Source organism: Larkinella bovis (assembly GCF_042655385.1).
Classification (GTDB): Bacteria; Bacteroidota; Bacteroidia; order Cytophagales; family Spirosomataceae; genus Larkinella; species Larkinella bovis.
Genome location: NZ_JBHSMA010000002.1, coordinates 137,650 through 153,808 on the forward strand (window position 1 = coordinate 137,650; position 16,159 = coordinate 153,808).

Annotated in this window: 14 protein-coding genes; 3 read left to right on the top strand and 11 right to left on the bottom strand. The window is 54.7% G+C overall.

Features of this window, described 5'->3' with window-relative positions; genetic code table 11:
- Positions 1–110: 110 nt before the first annotated feature.
- The gene (locus ACFPMF_RS07960; protein WP_379842887.1) at positions 111–2,114 is read left to right on the top strand and encodes an FAD-dependent oxidoreductase; all 2,004 of its coding nucleotides are present in this window, start codon (positions 111–113) and stop codon (positions 2,112–2,114) included.
- 137 nt (positions 2,115–2,251) lie between these two features.
- On the opposite strand, the gene ACFPMF_RS07965 is transcribed toward ACFPMF_RS07960, so the two are convergent.
- On the bottom strand, positions 2,252–3,130 hold the full coding sequence (locus tag ACFPMF_RS07965) for a c-type cytochrome (protein ID WP_379842890.1): 879 nt from the start codon (positions 3,128–3,130) through the stop codon (positions 2,252–2,254).
- A 222-nt stretch (positions 3,131–3,352) separates the two neighbouring features.
- On the opposite strand from ACFPMF_RS07965, the gene ACFPMF_RS07970 reads away from it, so the two are divergent.
- Positions 3,353–4,126, top strand: coding sequence for an SDR family oxidoreductase (locus tag ACFPMF_RS07970; protein ID WP_379842892.1), 774 nt, complete (start codon positions 3,353–3,355; stop codon positions 4,124–4,126).
- 178 nt (positions 4,127–4,304) lie between these two features.
- Complete coding sequence (locus tag ACFPMF_RS07975; protein WP_379842895.1) at positions 4,305–4,805, top strand: hypothetical protein; 501 nt, start codon at positions 4,305–4,307, stop codon at positions 4,803–4,805.
- 202 nt (positions 4,806–5,007) lie between these two features.
- On the opposite strand, the gene ACFPMF_RS07980 is transcribed toward ACFPMF_RS07975, so the two are convergent.
- The 10 genes from ACFPMF_RS07980 to ACFPMF_RS08025 form a co-directional block, all read right to left on the bottom strand.
- Positions 5,008–5,355 (bottom strand): hypothetical protein, encoded by a 348-nt coding sequence (locus ACFPMF_RS07980; protein ID WP_379842897.1) that lies wholly within the window; start codon positions 5,353–5,355, stop codon positions 5,008–5,010.
- A gap of 79 nt (positions 5,356–5,434) precedes the next feature.
- Positions 5,435–6,307, bottom strand: coding sequence for a hypothetical protein (locus tag ACFPMF_RS07985; protein WP_379842899.1), 873 nt, complete (start codon positions 6,305–6,307; stop codon positions 5,435–5,437).
- Complete coding sequence (locus ACFPMF_RS07990) at positions 6,304–6,858, bottom strand: GNAT family N-acetyltransferase (protein ID WP_379842901.1); 555 nt, start codon at positions 6,856–6,858, stop codon at positions 6,304–6,306. The genes ACFPMF_RS07985 and ACFPMF_RS07990 overlap by 4 nt, the downstream gene beginning before the upstream one ends.
- Positions 6,859–7,061: 203 nt before the next feature.
- Complete coding sequence (locus ACFPMF_RS07995; protein WP_379844549.1) at positions 7,062–8,948, bottom strand: alpha/beta hydrolase-fold protein; 1,887 nt, start codon at positions 8,946–8,948, stop codon at positions 7,062–7,064.
- Between the two features lie 89 nt (positions 8,949–9,037).
- Entirely contained in the window at positions 9,038–10,150 is a 1,113-nt protein-coding gene (locus ACFPMF_RS08000; RefSeq protein ID WP_379842904.1) for an alpha/beta hydrolase-fold protein, read from the bottom strand.
- Positions 10,151–10,208: 58 nt separating this feature from the next.
- A complete protein-coding gene (locus ACFPMF_RS08005) occupies positions 10,209–11,324 on the bottom strand; it encodes an alpha/beta hydrolase-fold protein (protein WP_379842907.1) in 1,116 nt (371 codons plus the stop codon).
- Between the two features lie 34 nt (positions 11,325–11,358).
- Complete coding sequence (locus ACFPMF_RS08010; protein WP_379842910.1) at positions 11,359–12,438, bottom strand: alpha/beta hydrolase; 1,080 nt, start codon at positions 12,436–12,438, stop codon at positions 11,359–11,361.
- A gap of 15 nt (positions 12,439–12,453) precedes the next feature.
- Positions 12,454–13,614 carry an alpha/beta hydrolase-fold protein gene (locus ACFPMF_RS08015; protein WP_379842912.1) on the bottom strand — a complete coding sequence of 387 codons (1,161 nt, stop codon included), beginning with the start codon at positions 13,612–13,614 and terminating at the stop codon, positions 12,454–12,456.
- A gap of 52 nt (positions 13,615–13,666) precedes the next feature.
- Complete coding sequence (locus ACFPMF_RS08020; RefSeq protein ID WP_379842915.1) at positions 13,667–14,524, bottom strand: sialate O-acetylesterase; 858 nt, start codon at positions 14,522–14,524, stop codon at positions 13,667–13,669.
- 28 nt (positions 14,525–14,552) lie between these two features.
- Positions 14,553–16,148 (bottom strand): glycoside hydrolase family 43 protein, encoded by a 1,596-nt coding sequence (locus tag ACFPMF_RS08025; protein WP_379842918.1) that lies wholly within the window; start codon positions 16,146–16,148, stop codon positions 14,553–14,555.
- Between the last annotated feature and the right edge of the window lie 11 nt (positions 16,149–16,159).

Here is a 16,159-nt window from a genome sequence, read left to right on the forward strand (position 1 = left end):
CTTTCGGCCTTTGAAAAGAGCCAGGGACACTTTTATCGCCTGGAGCAGTGAATGGACTTTGTGAAAACCCGGTACCTTTTCATTAGCGCGGTATAATAACAGATAAACAAATGCGATACAGACCACTCCTTCTTTTCCTCAACCTGATGCTTGCGTATGCTGCCATGGCCCAGCAGCAGGTGGATATCTGCGTTTACGGCGGCACCTCCGCGGGCGTTATGGCCGCTTATACGGCCCGGAAAGCTGGAAAAACCGTGTTGCTGATTGAGCCCGGGAAACACCTCGGCGGAATGACCTCCGGCGGGCTGGGCCTGACCGATATCGGCAACAAATACGCCATTACGGGCATTGCCCGCGATTATTACCGGCGCATTGGGCAACATTACGGCAAGTTTGAACAATGGATTTTTGAACCCCATGTGGCCGAAAACCTCTTCAACGACTACGTCAAACGCGGCAAGGTCGATGTATTGTTTTCGCACCGACTGGCGAGCGTGAAGAAAACCGGGGGGCAGATTCAGGAGATTGTTCTGGAAAACGCCGGCAACCCGGCGGCCAGACGCACGGTTCGGGCGAAGATGTTTATCGATTGTTCGTACGAAGGGGATCTGATGGCCAAAGCCGGGGTTTCGTACTTCGTCGGGCGCGAAGACAACTCGACGTATAACGAAACGTTGAGCGGGGTACAATTGATGACGGGCCACCAACTGCCCGACGGGATTGATCCCTATAAACTACCCGGCCAGCCGGAATCGGGGCTGGTGTGGGGTGTCAGTCCGGCGAAACTGGAGCCCAACGGCACCGGCGACTCGAAGGTACAGGCCTATAATTACCGCATCTGTCTGACGTCCGATCCGGCCAATCAGGTGCCGATCACGCGTCCGGAAGGCTACGATTCGACGCACTACGAACTGCTCGCCCGGCTCATCAACGCCCAGCCGCAGAAACGCACGCTCAACGACTATTTCATCTGGAGCGGTATGCCCAACAAAAAAACCGATATCAACAACCGCAACGGTTTTTCGACCGATATGATCGGGATGAACTACGAATACCCGGATGGCAGCTACGAAAAACGGGCGCAGATCATCCGCAATCATGAGCGGTATACCAAAGGATTGCTGTATTTCTTTGGACATGATTCGCGGGTGCCGCAGGAGCTTCGGCAGGAAATGCTGAAATGGGGCTATCCGAAAGATGAATACACCGATAACGGTCACTGGTCACCGCAGCTCTACATCCGGGAAGCGCGTCGGATGGTGGGAAGCTACGTCATGACGCAGGCCAATTGCCAGGGCAAAGAAGTGGTTCAGGATGGGGTCGGTATGGCGGCCTACACGATGGATTCGCACAACATTCAACGCATCGTGATCGAGAAAAACGGGAAGAAAATGGCGAAAAACGAGGGTAATGTCGAGGTGGGCGGTTTTGGGCCGTATCCGATTTCGTACCGAGCCCTGATTCCGAAAGAAACCGAATGCCAGAATCTGCTGGTGCCGGTTTGCCTGTCGGCCTCGCACATTGCCTACGGGTCGATTCGGATGGAGCCGGTTTTCATGGTGCTGGGCCAATCGACGGCCTTGGCGGCCTCAATGGCGATCGATGCGAAAACCAGTGTGCAGAAAATTGATGTGGTCAAACTCCAGCAACGACTGAAAACCGATCCGCTGGGCGACGGCAGCACGCCCGAAATTCTGGTCGATAATGAGAATACCACGTTTATAACCACCACTGGTCCCTGGCGGCTGGAGAACAAGAGCAAAGCGGGGTACGGACCGTCGTACCTGATGCATGATGGGACGAGCACGGAAGCTGCGTCGGTGCGGTTTACGCCAGAGATTGTTAAACCGGGTAAATACCGGCTCTATACCTATTACCCCCGGTTGACCAAAAGCACTTCCGAGCTGAGGGTTACGGTTTCGGACGGCAAGAATAGCAAAGTGGTTCCGATTAAACCGGCTGATATTGTGGTGGTGGGGCAGACCGCCGGGGAGTGGGTTTCGCTGGGCGAATATACCTTACCGAAAGGCAAAACCGCATCGGTGGAAATTGCCGTTAAGCAGCCCGACGGCCCGACGGTGGCCGACGCCGTCTTGTTCGTGCCGGCTTTGTAATAGAGGTCATGAAATGCCAACAGTGCCGGCGGTTGTCCGGCACTGTTGGGTCTACGAGCGCTTTCTGGGCCGTACGCCGTTTCGGTTGGCACCGAACGGCCTGCTCTAATCCTGTTTCGATCATTGCGGAATGGCTGTTACTGGAGCGATTGGAAAAATTCGTAGAGTGACGCCAGTTCCTTGTCGGTATACTGCGCCGTCATTTTCCAGGGCATGTTTTCGTTGTCGATCTGCCGTCCGTCAGGCCGTCTGCCGGTGCGGAGGGTGGTGATGAATTGCCCCTTCGTCCATTTTCCGGCCTGGCCAGTGCGGGTAAGGTCGGGTACAGGCGGAAGACCGGGGGCCATGGGCTCACCGCCTTTGAACGTGGGCTGATGGCAGCCGCTGCACGAAATGGCCAGATACTTCCCCTGCGCAATGCCTTCGGTGGTATCGGCCTGGGCGAGCATGGGCCGGTTGTGATCAATTTTCTCCACCGCCAGCAGCGGCATTTTGTCGAAGTAGGCCATGATTTTGACCACCGGGCCAAGGTCGTTGGCAGGCAGCGAATGATCCACCGCCGGGAGACTTTGACAATACGCAATAACGGCGGCCATGTCCTGGGCCGAAAGTAGCGTCGTTTCGTGCGAGGGCATGAACAAGAGCGGTTTTCCGCTGCGGTTCACCCCGTGCCGCAGTGCCCGGAGCCAGTCGGCGGTTTGGTAATCGGCGGGCAAACCGCCTTTACCTTTGGTCAGATTAGACGATACCAGTTGTCCCAAAGCCGCATCGTCGAGCATGATTTTGCCGCTCAAATCGCTGCCGTGGCAGTCGGTACACCCTTTAATGACGGCCAGGTGCTGCCCCCGGTTCAGTGCCTGCGTGTCGGCCGGGATGGTGAGGTTTTCCGCCGGGAACGGGTACGGTTTTTCGGCGCGGCTACCGATGTTGTGGGCGATAAACCCGTAGCCGATCAGCAGCAGGGCGATCAGCGCGACCAGCCCGAGGCCGGTCCATTTCAGAATTTTCAGGAACATGATTCAGCGTATTTGTTGTGTTGATTGTTGGCCGGTGCATCCGGCTTCCGGTGCAGCAAAAGTGCCAAAAACCGGGCGGGTCAACCTACGCAAACCGGATCAATCCCTACGCCCGCCGGATTTTATTTTTCGAAACCGCTCCGGGGCATTAGCGAAAGGGAACGGGGTAAAACCGGCCGTCTTTTTCCTTTCTCTTTCCGGTAACTATTCAATGATTCGGACATGATTCTTGATCTTTTTTCCCTTCAGGGTAAGACGGCGCTCGTCACCGGGGCCAAACGTGGGATTGGCAAAGCAATGGCCATTGCCCTGGCCGAAGCCGGGGCCGACATCATCGGGGTGTCGGCAACGCTCGAACCGGGCAGTGACGTCGAACAGGCCGTCACGGCCCTGGGTCGTAACTTTTACCCGTTTCCCGTCGACTTTACAGATCGGGCGGCTTTGTATACGTTCCTGGAAACCCTGCGCGACGAATGTCCGCCGGTTGATATTCTGGTCAACAATGCCGGAAACATTCGCCGAAAACCGGCCGCCGAACACCCCGACGAGTACTGGGACGAAATCATCGACATCAACCTGAATGCACAGTTTATCCTGAGCCGGGAAATTGGCCGGGACATGCTGGCGCGGGATGTTGATTTTAACCGGAAAATTATTTTTACGGCCTCCCTGCTGACGTTTCAGGGCGGGGTAACGGTGCCCGGTTATGCCGCCAGCAAAGGGGCCATCGGGTCGCTGACCAAAGCACTCGCCAACGAATGGGCCTCGAAAGGAATCAACGTTAACGCCATCGCGCCGGGGTATATTGCTACCGACAACACCGACGCCCTGCGCGCCGATGCCGACCGCAATTCCGCCATTCTGTCCCGGATTCCGGCCGGGCGGTGGGGCGAAGCCGACGATCTGAAAGGAGCGGTTGTGTACCTGGCGTCGCAGGCTTCCAACTACGTGCAGGGTACCATCCTGACCGTCGATGGCGGCTGGATGGGGCGGTAAGTTTGCCGGTTTTACGGTTTTCAGTATTCGGTTTTCAGCTGCTGGCGAGAATGGATCTGGCAAGTCACTGCTCGATCCCTAATCATTAGGTCATTCACCAAATCCTGAAACCATAAACCGAATACCGTAAACACTATCCCCCGTTTCGTAGTTATGAATGGAAACAACCCTCACCATCATGGATACGAACGAACCAAATGAAAATCGGGAAACATTCGACCCGCAGGCGCGGGATGATACATATTATTCCACCAATCCTTACCAGCACGGAACGTCCGATTACGGAAAACCGAGTGAAGGGGTTGGGACCGGAGAAGGACGGGTAACGGCAAACGATCAGAGCGAAACGACCCACGAACTGGTCGGAAACGCGGAGGAATTCCGGGGGAGCCATCAGCATGAAACCCGCCCGGATAGCCACGGATCATTCCAGGAATGGGACGTTGACCCGCACGTCATTGCTCAAAACCGGCATGATGCGGCAACGGCACCGGATAGCGTCGAGAGCGGGTTGCCCAGCAGCCTTGAAGGACTACCCGACAATCCGTCGGATGAAGCATTGTTTGTCCGGAAAGGCGCAACGATGCTCGAAGAAGGTGACGATCCGTCGGAAAGCTACGACCCACACCATATGGGCTATGGAAACGGAGACGAGGAGGAGAAAAAGGACAAGTCGTAAGTTGGTTGAACCTGAATGAAAATGGCCTGCTGGGAACGGCAGGCCATTTTTTGTTAGTTTATAAGTCCGAAGGCGGCCGTTGCGTGAGTTGGCGGGCGTCTTTTACAAGGTGCGAAAAATCGGTATAACCCAGTTCCTCAAACGGATACCGGCTACCGTACCGTTTGTATAGGTGCAGGGCTTTTTTGAAGCGAATCAGTTTCTAGCAATACTTGGGCGAATAACCGAGCATTTCGCTAAAGTACCGGTGTAAGGACGGATACGAAACCCCTAGTTTGAGGCAAATCTGGTCCAGGTGAACCGCTGGCGGGTTACTGAATTGACCAAAACGGGTCAGCGTTGCCTGCACCACCTGAAACCGGTGATCCGGTTCGAACGGCTGGATACGTTTCCACAAAACCGATTCGACCCAACGAACCCGGTCGCGAAAGGCTCCGGCCGCCTGCAACCGTTGTAGCCGGCTGGTGGACTTCAAAATAATACTCGACAAAAACCGCCAGAGCCGGGCCGGGATAGGCCAGCCGGAAATGCGGCTCCGCTTCGTCTTCATAAATGACCCGTCCCTGATTCATGCCAGTAAGCGGAACAACCATTCGACCCCCAGACCGGTGATCAGAAACCGTTCCTTTTTATTCTGTAACAACGTGCTGGGTCCAATCGACAAAACCGCCGTCGCCAATTTCGTGCTCCTGGCCCCGAACGGTAATGATCGCCTTGTACTGCAGGCCCTGGTAGTATTGATTCGCCCGGTTGGGGGCGGTTTCGGTTTCTAGCAACCAATCGTTTCGCAACGACTGAATGTGATTTTTTACCTGCTCCAGTAGTCGCCCGTCCTTATCCCGCTGAATCAGTTTGAATCGCAGGGTGTTAATTTGCAGCGTGTCGCGCAAAATCGCCGTTACGACAGCCAGGTGTTCGGCCAGGCTGTTGCACTCGAACTGAAAACCGCCAGTATCACGTCCCGACGACACCAGACACCCAATTTTGAAGTGCTGGGTATGGCCCGCGACGGCCACCAGTGGGGTGCGAACGTGCCGGTGAATGGCGCTAAACCGGAGCTGATCCGTAGGCAAAACCGCCTGCCATTGGCCGTTTTTTTTCAGGTCGGCCGCGTGTAGCGCCAGCGCGTTGGTGGCATCGGCGAGCACTTCGGTGCCCCGCAAGGCCGACAGGGTTTTTTTCTGATCGGCCGTGGCCACTACCGAACACGAACCCAGTGGCGCTACGGGTGATAGCTCAACGGGTTGAAAATGAAAGGCTTCGAAAATATTCAATAACTGTGTTTCCAGGTCACGCAGGGCCAAAAAATCGATATTTGCCGGTTTGACAAAGCGGTTTTTCTGGTAGTGCCCCAACAAGGCTGTCGGCGAAAGACGGCCCGTCTGCCGGTCGAACACCTCCAGCAGCAGCGAGTTCAACTCCGAGGGTGTCAGTTCATCCGATAAAATTCGGACCAGATCCGGCCGGTTGATGCGGTGCAGGATTTTTTCAACAATTGTCATGCAGACAGCGCGGCTAACTTTTCTTCATGGATAAGACTGTAGCGGTATTCATCCACAATTTTCCCATTCTTATAAACAGCAGCTCGCTGAATGAGGTCCAGCACAAACCCATTTTTCTCCAAAACCCGCATCGAGGGTTTGTTATACGCAAAAATGCCCGCAAAGAGCCGGATCAAATCTGTATGGACAAATGTATACTGAATCAAATACCGGACGACCGTGGTGGCGATACCCCGGCCCCAGTACGGTTCGCCCAGCCAGTAGCCGATTTCACCCGAAAGCCGGTGAATGTCCGTTTGTGGCACCACACCGGCCACCCCCGCAAATTTTTGATCCACATAAATCCCAAAAACGATCCCTAAATCACCTTTCAGGGCGGTTTCGATAAACCAGACGGCATCGGCCAGCGTGTACGGATGGGGCATCCGGTCGCGCAGATTGAGCCAGAGGGCGCGGTTGTTGGCCAACTGGGCGATGGTCTCGGCATCGGCAGCTTTCAGTGTTTCCAGCGTAATGCCGTTCCCGCAGGCAATCTCGATTCGCGTGTTCATATTGGCAAAGGTGCGGGAAAAGGAAATGGATTCCGGTGTAAAATTCTATCAATTTGGTCAAAAACCTGTTTTGATGTCAGGTCTTGACCAACTTCGTCCCGTTTGTCCGATCGTTCAAACGGGATGGTGCCTAATTCGGATGCCGCATCGACTCCCTGCTGTTTCAGCCCCTGAACCGTCCGTTCAGGGGCGCTTTTCGCGTTTTATTTGAACAGCAGCTGCGCAAACCCAAACAGGTCGTGCCGCCAGACCGGCCAGGTGTGTCCGCCCGCGTATTCGCTGTACTGGTACTTAACGCCCAGGTCGTCAAACTTTTTCATCATCACCTGACAGTTCTGGTGTGCAATGTCTTCCTTGCCACCCATTGAAATCCAGAACGTTTTCAGATTGCGGTTAATGGTGCTGGCATTGGCTTTCATGAATTCGTACTGCGGGTCAGAGAGCTTGGGGTTGTTGGCAAACCAGCCGGAGCTGAAAACGCCCAGGTGGGAAAACAGATCGGTATTCTTGATGCCCGCATAGAGCGTCTGTAAACCGCCCATCGACAGCCCCGCCAGCGCCCGGTTTCTGGCGTCGGTCTGCACGCGAAAGCTGCCTTCGACGAAGGGAATGGCCGCTTGTTTCAGTTCATTCTCGAACATCCGCAGCACATTTTCGTTGAAACCGGCCAGACCACCCGCGTTGGGCATGTTGCCATCCAGCATCACCACCACCATCGGCTGGGCTTTCTTTTCGGCGATCAGGTTGTCCAGAATCAGGTCCGTTCGGCCCTGGGTGGCCCAGCCGCGCTGGTCTTCACCACCCCCGTGCAGCAGGTACAAAACCGGGTATTTTTCACCCGACTGATCGTAGCCCGGTGGCGTATACACGTACATTTCCCGCCAGGTATTCAACGCTTTCGACCAGTAGCGTTTAATCCGAATATCGCCATGCGGCACGTCTTTCAGGGCGTAATAACCGCCGTCCCGATCCGGAATTTCAATACCGCTGGCCATCCGGCCCATGCCGTAAAAGGTTTCGCTGGCCGGATCGACCACCGCGACGCCATCAATCAGCAGGGAATAATAATGAAAACCCCGGCTGATGGAATCGGTCGTGACGGTCCAGAAACCGCTGGTGTCTTTCACCATCTCGTACTTTTTGCCCAGATCAATCTGCACCCGCTGCGCATTGGGAGCCTTGACCCGGAACAGAACCCGTTTGTCCGGCAAAATCTGCGGATATTTGGCCGAACGAACGTTGGTGGCGGCTGGTGTGCCCAGAACCGTGTACTTCGGCAAAGACGCCACATCAACCGGTTTGAAGAGAAATTGGGAGAACATGTACAGACCGTTTTTCCAGACTTTGAAGTCGTGCCCTCCCGGTTCGATGTAATAAACGTGCGGCACATTTTTCTCGTACAAGTAATCGTGGGTCCGCTTGCTGAAGGTGATCAATCCATCGTTATCCCCGCACGAAATCCAGAGCAGTTTCAACTGCTTTTTAGCTTCATCCGGATCGGGCACCAACTCTTCCGGTTTTTTCGTGTTGGGAGCCGACGAAAAACCGCCCACCCAGGCAAATTTATCCAGATTGCCCAGCCCAAAGTTCAACGACTGCCCTCCGCCCATCGACAGTCCGGCAATGGCCCGGTGCTCCCGGTCGTTCAGAACGGGGTACTTTTTCTCCACAAACGGAATCAGGTCGTTCAGCAAATCCTTTTCAAACGTAGCGAAGGCTTCGACCTTGTCTTTGTCAAACACATTGCCCACGGCGCGGTCGTCTTTCATGGCCCGGCCGTTGGGCATGACCACGATCATCGGCTCCAGTTTCTTTTCTGCATACAGATTATCCAGAATCACCTGCGGAGAGCCGCCCCGGAGCCACTCCTTTTCATCGCCCCCGATGCCGTGCAGTAGATAGAAAACCGGGTATTTTTTCTTTTTCGAATAACCGGGTGGGGTATAAATCAGGGCTTTTCGTTTGTTGCCTACGGTTTTTGAGTCGTACAGCACCGTGTCAAGTTTGCCCGTAGCAATACCCGTGCGAATCTGGTCAAACCCTTTGGGAGCTTCTTTTTCGATGGTTTGTGCTTGGGCCGTTGCCGCCATCAACAGGGTAATGGCTAGCGTAACGGCTAGATACGCCCTTTTCGGGGAGAAATCGTTTCTCATGGTTTAGAGAATGTTTGAGCCAACGTTTAATTTTTGAACAGCAACGGTGCCAGGTCGCGCAGGCTGCGACGCCAGGTCTGGAATTCGTGGGCAGTATTTTCAGAAACATGCGAAACCGCGGGATAACCGGCGGCTTTCAGATCGGCGACCGCCTTCTGAATCCGATCCGGATATTCCTTACTGCCGCAGCTCAGGAAAATCAGCTTCGGCTTGGGTTTCCCTTTTAGATCGTCCGCCGAATAGACGCCCCCGCTCAGCAGGCCGTAAGACCCGAACACCTCCGGTTTGTTGAGGGTAATCAGGCGGGTTTCCATGCCGCCCATCGACAGCCCCGCCATCGCCCGGTTTGCCCGGTCGGTCAGGGTACGGAAGTGGGCGTCCACGTAGGGAATCAATTCATCGACCAGCACCGTTTGAAATGGAGCAATGTTGAAATCGTTGATCCGACCCGTGACCTCGTTGGTCATGCCGTAGGTCATCACAATAATAAATGGCTTGATTTTGCCTTCCGCAATCAGGTTATCCATAATCAGGTTAGCCCGTCCCTGATTGCTCCAGCTCGTTTCATTTTCCCCTCTTCCGTGTTGCAGATACAACACGGGATACTTTTTCGCTGTCTCTTTCTCGTAACCCGGTGGGGTGTAGACAAAAGCGCGTCGGGAGGTCTGGGTGCTTTTGGAAGGGAACAGAATCTGCTGTACGTGGCCGTGGGGAACGTCCTTCAGGGCGTAAAAGTCCTGATCATGGGCCGGAGTTTCAAGGCCGCTTTCCCAGCGCGCCCATCCAAAGAAGCTTAAAGCACCGGGATCATTAAACCGGCCACCGTCAATGGCTAGGTGGTAATAATGGAATCCTTCGTCCAGCGGTTTTTCGGTCATGCCCGTCCAGAAACCGTCGGCTCCTTTGGTGAGGTAAGGTCCGCCCTGTCCGCCCAGATTTACCTTAACCGTATCCGCGTAGGGCGCCTTGACCCGGAACCGGGCGTAGCCCTGGGAGTTTACCTGCGGGTATTCCTGCCCCGGCTGGTTTAACGCGGACGGTTTAAAATCTTCCACCACCGCTGGCTGGGTGGCCTGCGAAAAACCGGGAAGCGCGGTTCCACTCAGAAAGAAGAAAACCGCTAACATCGTGTGTTTCATGGCTGAGATTGGTTAAGGGTAAAATCCTTAGGACATAAAACGCTGCTGCCCTGTACTTCTACTTAAACAGCAACGGGGCCAGCTCGTGCAGGCTTCGACGCCAGGTCTGGAATTCGTGGGCGGTTTTATCGGAGACGTACGAAACCGCTGGGTAACCGGCGGCTTTCAAATCGGCGACGGCGGTCTTCACCCGATCCGGATTTTCTTTGCTGCCGCAACTCAGGAAAATCAGTTTGGCCTGGGGTTTCCCTTTCAGATCGTCGGGCGTATAAACACCACCACTGAGTAGAGCGTAGGCGCCGAAAACCTCCGGTTTGTTGAGTGTAATCTGACGGGTTTCCATACCGCCCATCGACAGCCCCGCCATCGCCCGATTCGAGCGGTCGGCCAGGGTGCGGAAATTCGCATCCACGTAGGGAATCAATTCGTCGACCAGCACCGTTTGAAAGGGTTCAATCTTGAAATCCCGGATGCGGCCCCATTTCACTTCGTTGGTCATGCCGTAGGTCATCACAATGATGAAGGGCTTGATTTTGCCCTCGGCAATCAGGTTGTCCATAATCAGATTGGCGCGGCCCTGATTACTCCAGGCGGTTTCGTCTTCGCCCCAGCCGTGTTGCAGGTATAAAACCGGGTACTTTTTCGCTGTCTCTTTCTCGTAACCCGGTGGGGTGTAGACAAAAGCGCGTCGGGAGGTCTGGGTGCTTTTGGAAGGGAACAGAATCTGCTGCACGTGGCCGTGGGGAACGTCTTTCAGGGCGTAAAAGTCCTGATCGTGAGCGGGGATTTCAATACCGCTTTCCCACCGGACCGAGCCGTAGTAGTTTAACGTGCCGGGATCGTTGAAGGTGCCGCCGTCAACCGTGAGGTGGTAATAATGGAAACCTTCGTCCATTGGCCCTTCGGTGGTGCCCGTCCAGAAACCGTCGGCTCCTTTTACAAGCTTGGTTCCTCCCCGTCCGCCCAATCCCAGGCTGACCTTCACACTATCGGCCTGGGGTGCTTTGATCCGGAACCGGGCGTAGCCCTGGGAGTTCACCTGTGGGTATTCCTGCCCCGGCTGGTTTAACGTGGACGGCTTAAAATCTTCCGCCACCGTCTGACTCCCCTGCGCCAAACAGGTTGCGCTCGTTACTGCGGCTGCAAACCATACCGCTATCGTCTTATTCATCATCTGGTTAGTAATTTAGGGTAGAAAAAGCTGCGTATTAGTTGAAAAGCTGCGGCAAGGTCGTGGCCAGGTAGAGCTTGCAATTCATCCAGGTATGCCCGCCCGGCACAATCTGCGTATCCAGCTTCAGGCCTTTTTCCTTAAACTGGGCAATGTTTTGTTTCACCGGCTCGTACAAAAAGTCTTCGGTACCGACGCTGATGGTAAAGAGTTTCAGTTGTTTGTTCAGTTGATCCGCGTTCGGCGACCAATCGCTGAAGTTCTTTTTAAATTCCTCCGTGGCGGTATACGGTGCGTACGAACACACGTACGCGAACTTGTCGGGATTGGTCAGTCCGATGTTCAGCGTTTGGCCTCCGCCCACCGAAAAACCGGCCACCGCCCGGCTTTTGCTCTCCTTCAGAACCGGGTAATTTGCTTCGATAAAGGGCACAATGTCATTCACCATATCTTTGGTAAAATCAGCCATTGGAGCGGGGCGCACATTCCCGTAGGGCATGACAATGAGCATCGGTTTGGCCTTACCCTGCGCAATCAAATTGTCGGCAATCAGGTTGGCGCGGCCCACTTTGGTCCAGGTTTCTTCCGTATCCGAACCGCCGTGAATTAGATACAGCACGGGATACTTCGTTTTGCCGTTGGGATTAAAACCGGGTGGGGTGTAGACCAGTAACTGACGGGTTGTCCCCAGCGTACCCGACTTGTAATAGCGGTAGCTGATTTTGCCGTGCGGTACGTTCTGGAGCGAATGAATCAGTGGCTGGTCGCCCGGCACCTCGACAATGCTGCGTTTAAAGCGCTCATTGGCAAAGATGTACGTATTGCTCGGATCGGCAAGCTGAACGCTGTCCACCGTAAAGCTGTAGGGATAAATATCCGGTTTGACAGGCGGCACCGTGACGCTCCAGATCCCGGACGTATCTTTCGTCAGGGCAACCGGTGACTTCAGAAATTCACCGTTCAGGGTCACTTTCTGGGCTCTCTTCGAAAAATACCGGAACGTGATGCTGTGGTCGGGATGCACGTCGGGCGAGCTGATGGCGGGCGGGCGTTGCTGGGCCAAAACCGTCATTGCCGACAGAAGAACGACCTGGAGGGGATAGAGAATACGTTTCATGCGATGGAGCTAGGCTTATTGGAAAAGTAAGGGAGCGGTTTCGGCCACGTATTTTTTGACATTCATCCAGGTGTGACCACCATCCGTGATCAGGCTTTTGAAGTTCACTTTTTTCGCCTTCAGGTAGTCCATAAATTCGACGGTACCCTGGTACAGAAAGTCGTCACTGCCGACACTCACCCAGAACAGTTTCAGTTGCTTATTCGTGTTGGCGGGACTGCTGGTGATGTGCGGAAAGCTTTTGTCCATTTCGGTGGGCGACAGGTACGAACTGTAGCTGCACACCCAGGCAAATTTGTCCATGTGATTAAACGCCGTGCGGAGCGTTTGCCCACCCCCGCGCGAAAAACCGCCGATGGCCCGGTTTTCGCGATTGGCGATTGTCCGGTAGGTTTTCTCCACATACGGAATGACGTTGTTCACCAGATCGGTCGTAAAATCGTTGGCCCGTTTGACCGCATCGACCCCATCCCGAACCGTCGGATCGGCGGGTTTGGTGCCCCCTTTCTGCTCCGCTATTCGGGCGGCTATATTGCCGTACGGCATGACAATGATCATGGGTCTGGCCTTGCCTTCCGCAATCAGGTTATCCAGAATCAGGTTGGTTTTACCCACCTTGAAAAAGGTTTCTTCCGTGTCGGTGGTGCCGCTGATGAGGTAGAAAACCGGGTACTTTTTAGCGGTATTCTGGTCGTAGCCCGGTGGCGTGTACACCACCAGCGAACCGGTTGTTCCTTCCAGCGACGGGTAATATTCATAGTTGATGGAGCCGTGGGGAACGTCGCGCAGGGCATGAATCAGGGGCGTATCGCCGGGCACGTCCACCAAACTGGCTTTAAACCGCTCGTTCGGAAAAAAAGCGACATTGGCAGGATCCATCACCGTAACGCCATTTACCTGAAAACTATAGGGATAAATATCGGGCTTGACCGGCCCCACCGTGACGCTCCAGATGCCCTGCTCATCTTTGGTCATTTCGATCGGCGCTTTTAAAAACTGGCCGCTTAACTTAACCTCCCGGGCCGCCGGAGACAGATAGCGGAACGTGACGGTTTTGTCGGCGTTGACCTGGGGCGATACCACCAATGGGCCGCGGGGCGGCTGGGCCAGAACCGTGCCCGCAACGCAAAGAAAGACCCATAGGGGCCAGATACGGTTTTTTAAGCGTTTTCGCATGGTTAAAAGGTTTAAGAGATTGGTAACACTTGAAAGAACTCAAACGGTTTATTTAGTCGGTTTTTGGGTCCGGATAGCCTAGCAGCGCGAGCATCTGGGCCGCGTAACGTTTCCCCAACTCCCGGTATCCGGCGGCATCAAAGTGCAGGTTATCAGTCGCATCGGTACAGCCCGCCGATGAAATGACATGCGCGTTTTTGATGGTTTGCGGAAGGGTCGCAATGATCCTGTTCATACTCGCGCAAATGCCGCCCTGATCGGCATGTACGGTTTCTCCGGCCAGCAGCGGCACCTTTTTCGGTTTCAGGTTCAGGTCGTGCATCAGGTTAGTGTACACCAGCGCGACCTTTTGGGTCCAGAGAGTATCGTTGGTATTCGACTCGCCCTGATGCAGCAGAATGCCCTTGATGACCCCGTCTTTCTGGGCCAGCTTGGCCATCTCGACCAGCCGGGCGTACGGATTTTCGTCATACGCGTTGAGCATATTTTTCATCCAGCCCGGTGCAGTAGCCGTGTACGACTCATAATGGTCTTTATCGAACAGCTCAATTTTACAGCCCCCCACGGCCACATTGATGATGCCGATCCGGACCTTTTCGGGAAGATGAGCGACCAGTTCACGCCCAAAATAATCGGCGGGGGTCAGGCCGGTCCGGCACCGGCACAAGGGCGGGACCGCCGTATACCATTGCCCCATTTTCCGGCCCAGGTTGGGGCAGTCTACGGCTTCCATGACCCGAAACCGGCTGCTCACCTTAACCGTATCCTGCGGCTCGATTCTGGCGTTGCCCTCCATGTTGGATTGCCCGAAACACAGGAAAATATAAAAGTTTTTGTCCTGTGCCGAAGCGGTCAGGCTCCAAAGCAGGAAACCAAGCAGAAGCGTGGCGGCTGAAAGATTCTTTTTCATAACGGGTGCCTCATCGCGGGTTGAAAATTTAATCCGGGCGTTCATTTTCAGTGGATTGCGAAGTTTTGGTAGTAATCCGAAAATAATCAAAATCCACAAAACCGCCCGTCTGTCGGGTGGCGTAATGGAACAAACCGAACCGGTAGCCCATAAAATGCGGAATGGTATACGGCATTTTCAACGGTTCGCCAATGGGTTGCCACGATCTACCATCCAGACTATAAAAGAAATGGGCGAGATCGGTCCGATGCTTAAAATGGCATTCGGCCTTTAGATAGACCGTTTTTTGCGCAAGCGGAAGTCGTTGGATGTCAAGCGGTTTTCCGGAAGCCGCACTCACCATGACGATGAAACGCTGACCGTTCTCCCGTTTGACGCCCACCAGCCCGTAGTTTTTCTGCAATAGACTTAGCCCGGCGAAATCCCCATCCTTCAGGCTTGACACATCCAGCAGGGTAGAACCCGAACATTCCGGACTAAGGGTGCGTTGGGTCAGCGTATTCCGGGCCAGTACAAAAGACGTATCAACGCGGCCGGTTTTCAGCCGTAAAAAGCCTTTTCGTTCCGTAACCGACCAAAGTTTGTTGTCGGGGTTGTGGTTCCATTGCCAGACCAGCGGCAGCGCCGGTTCGCCTTTCTTCCGCGTGAATTCGTCGGACGCCACAATGCCCGGAATGAGGCCTTTGCTGGCGGGCAGATCAAGTGTTTCGGGCACTTTCCCATTGACGCCCAGTATCGGCCAGCCCTCTTCCCATTTCACCGGGACCAGGTACGGAATCCGCCCGACCCCGCCAAAATCCCGGAAAAGATACGCATACCAATGACCATCCGGGGTATCGATCAGTCCCCCCTGCGCGACCCCCAGATCCTGCAAGCCGATGCGGCCCTCCCACGGCCCTGTAAGCTGGTCGGCCCGGTGAATCACCACCGTACGCATTCCCCCGCGCGGCCAGGTGATGTTGAACAGATAATACTTGCCGTTCACCTTGAACAGTTGTGACCCTTCGGCGGGCAAACCGCCGTTCGTGCCCGAGGGCCTGCTGGCATTTTCGATGATGACCTGTTGGGTCGTACCCGGTTTGATGCCGGAGGCATCGGCCGTCAGTTCAACCAGACGGATCTGGCCCGCGCCGTAAATTAGATAGACCCGCCCGTCATCGTCAAAAAACAGGCTGTGGTCGTGGTAGGATGGTTTGAACGAGGCTTCTTTCCAGGGGCCTTTTTCAATGTCTCTGGTGGTATAGACGTACGTTTTACCGGTGGTCTGGGCAAAGGTGGTTACGTAATACGTGCCCTGGTGATACCGCAGACTGCTCGCCCACGAACCCCGGCCATAGGTGCTTTTTCCGTTGGTCAGGTTCAGGGCATCCACATTAGCCAGCGTATCGTAGGCGTAGCCAATCAGCTGCCAGTTAACCAGATCGTTCGACTTCATGAGGGGAAGCCCCGGACTCAGGTGCATGGTCGTACTGCTCATGTAGTAGGTCTTACCCACGCGAATCAGGGCCATATCCGGCACGTCGGCGAAAAGGATCGGGTTCCGGGCGGTTTGGGCGTTCAGCGCGAAAACCGTACAAAACAGGTAAGCCGCTACTAGAAACGTTTGAAAAAGCTTCCTTTTCATCTGAACCAATT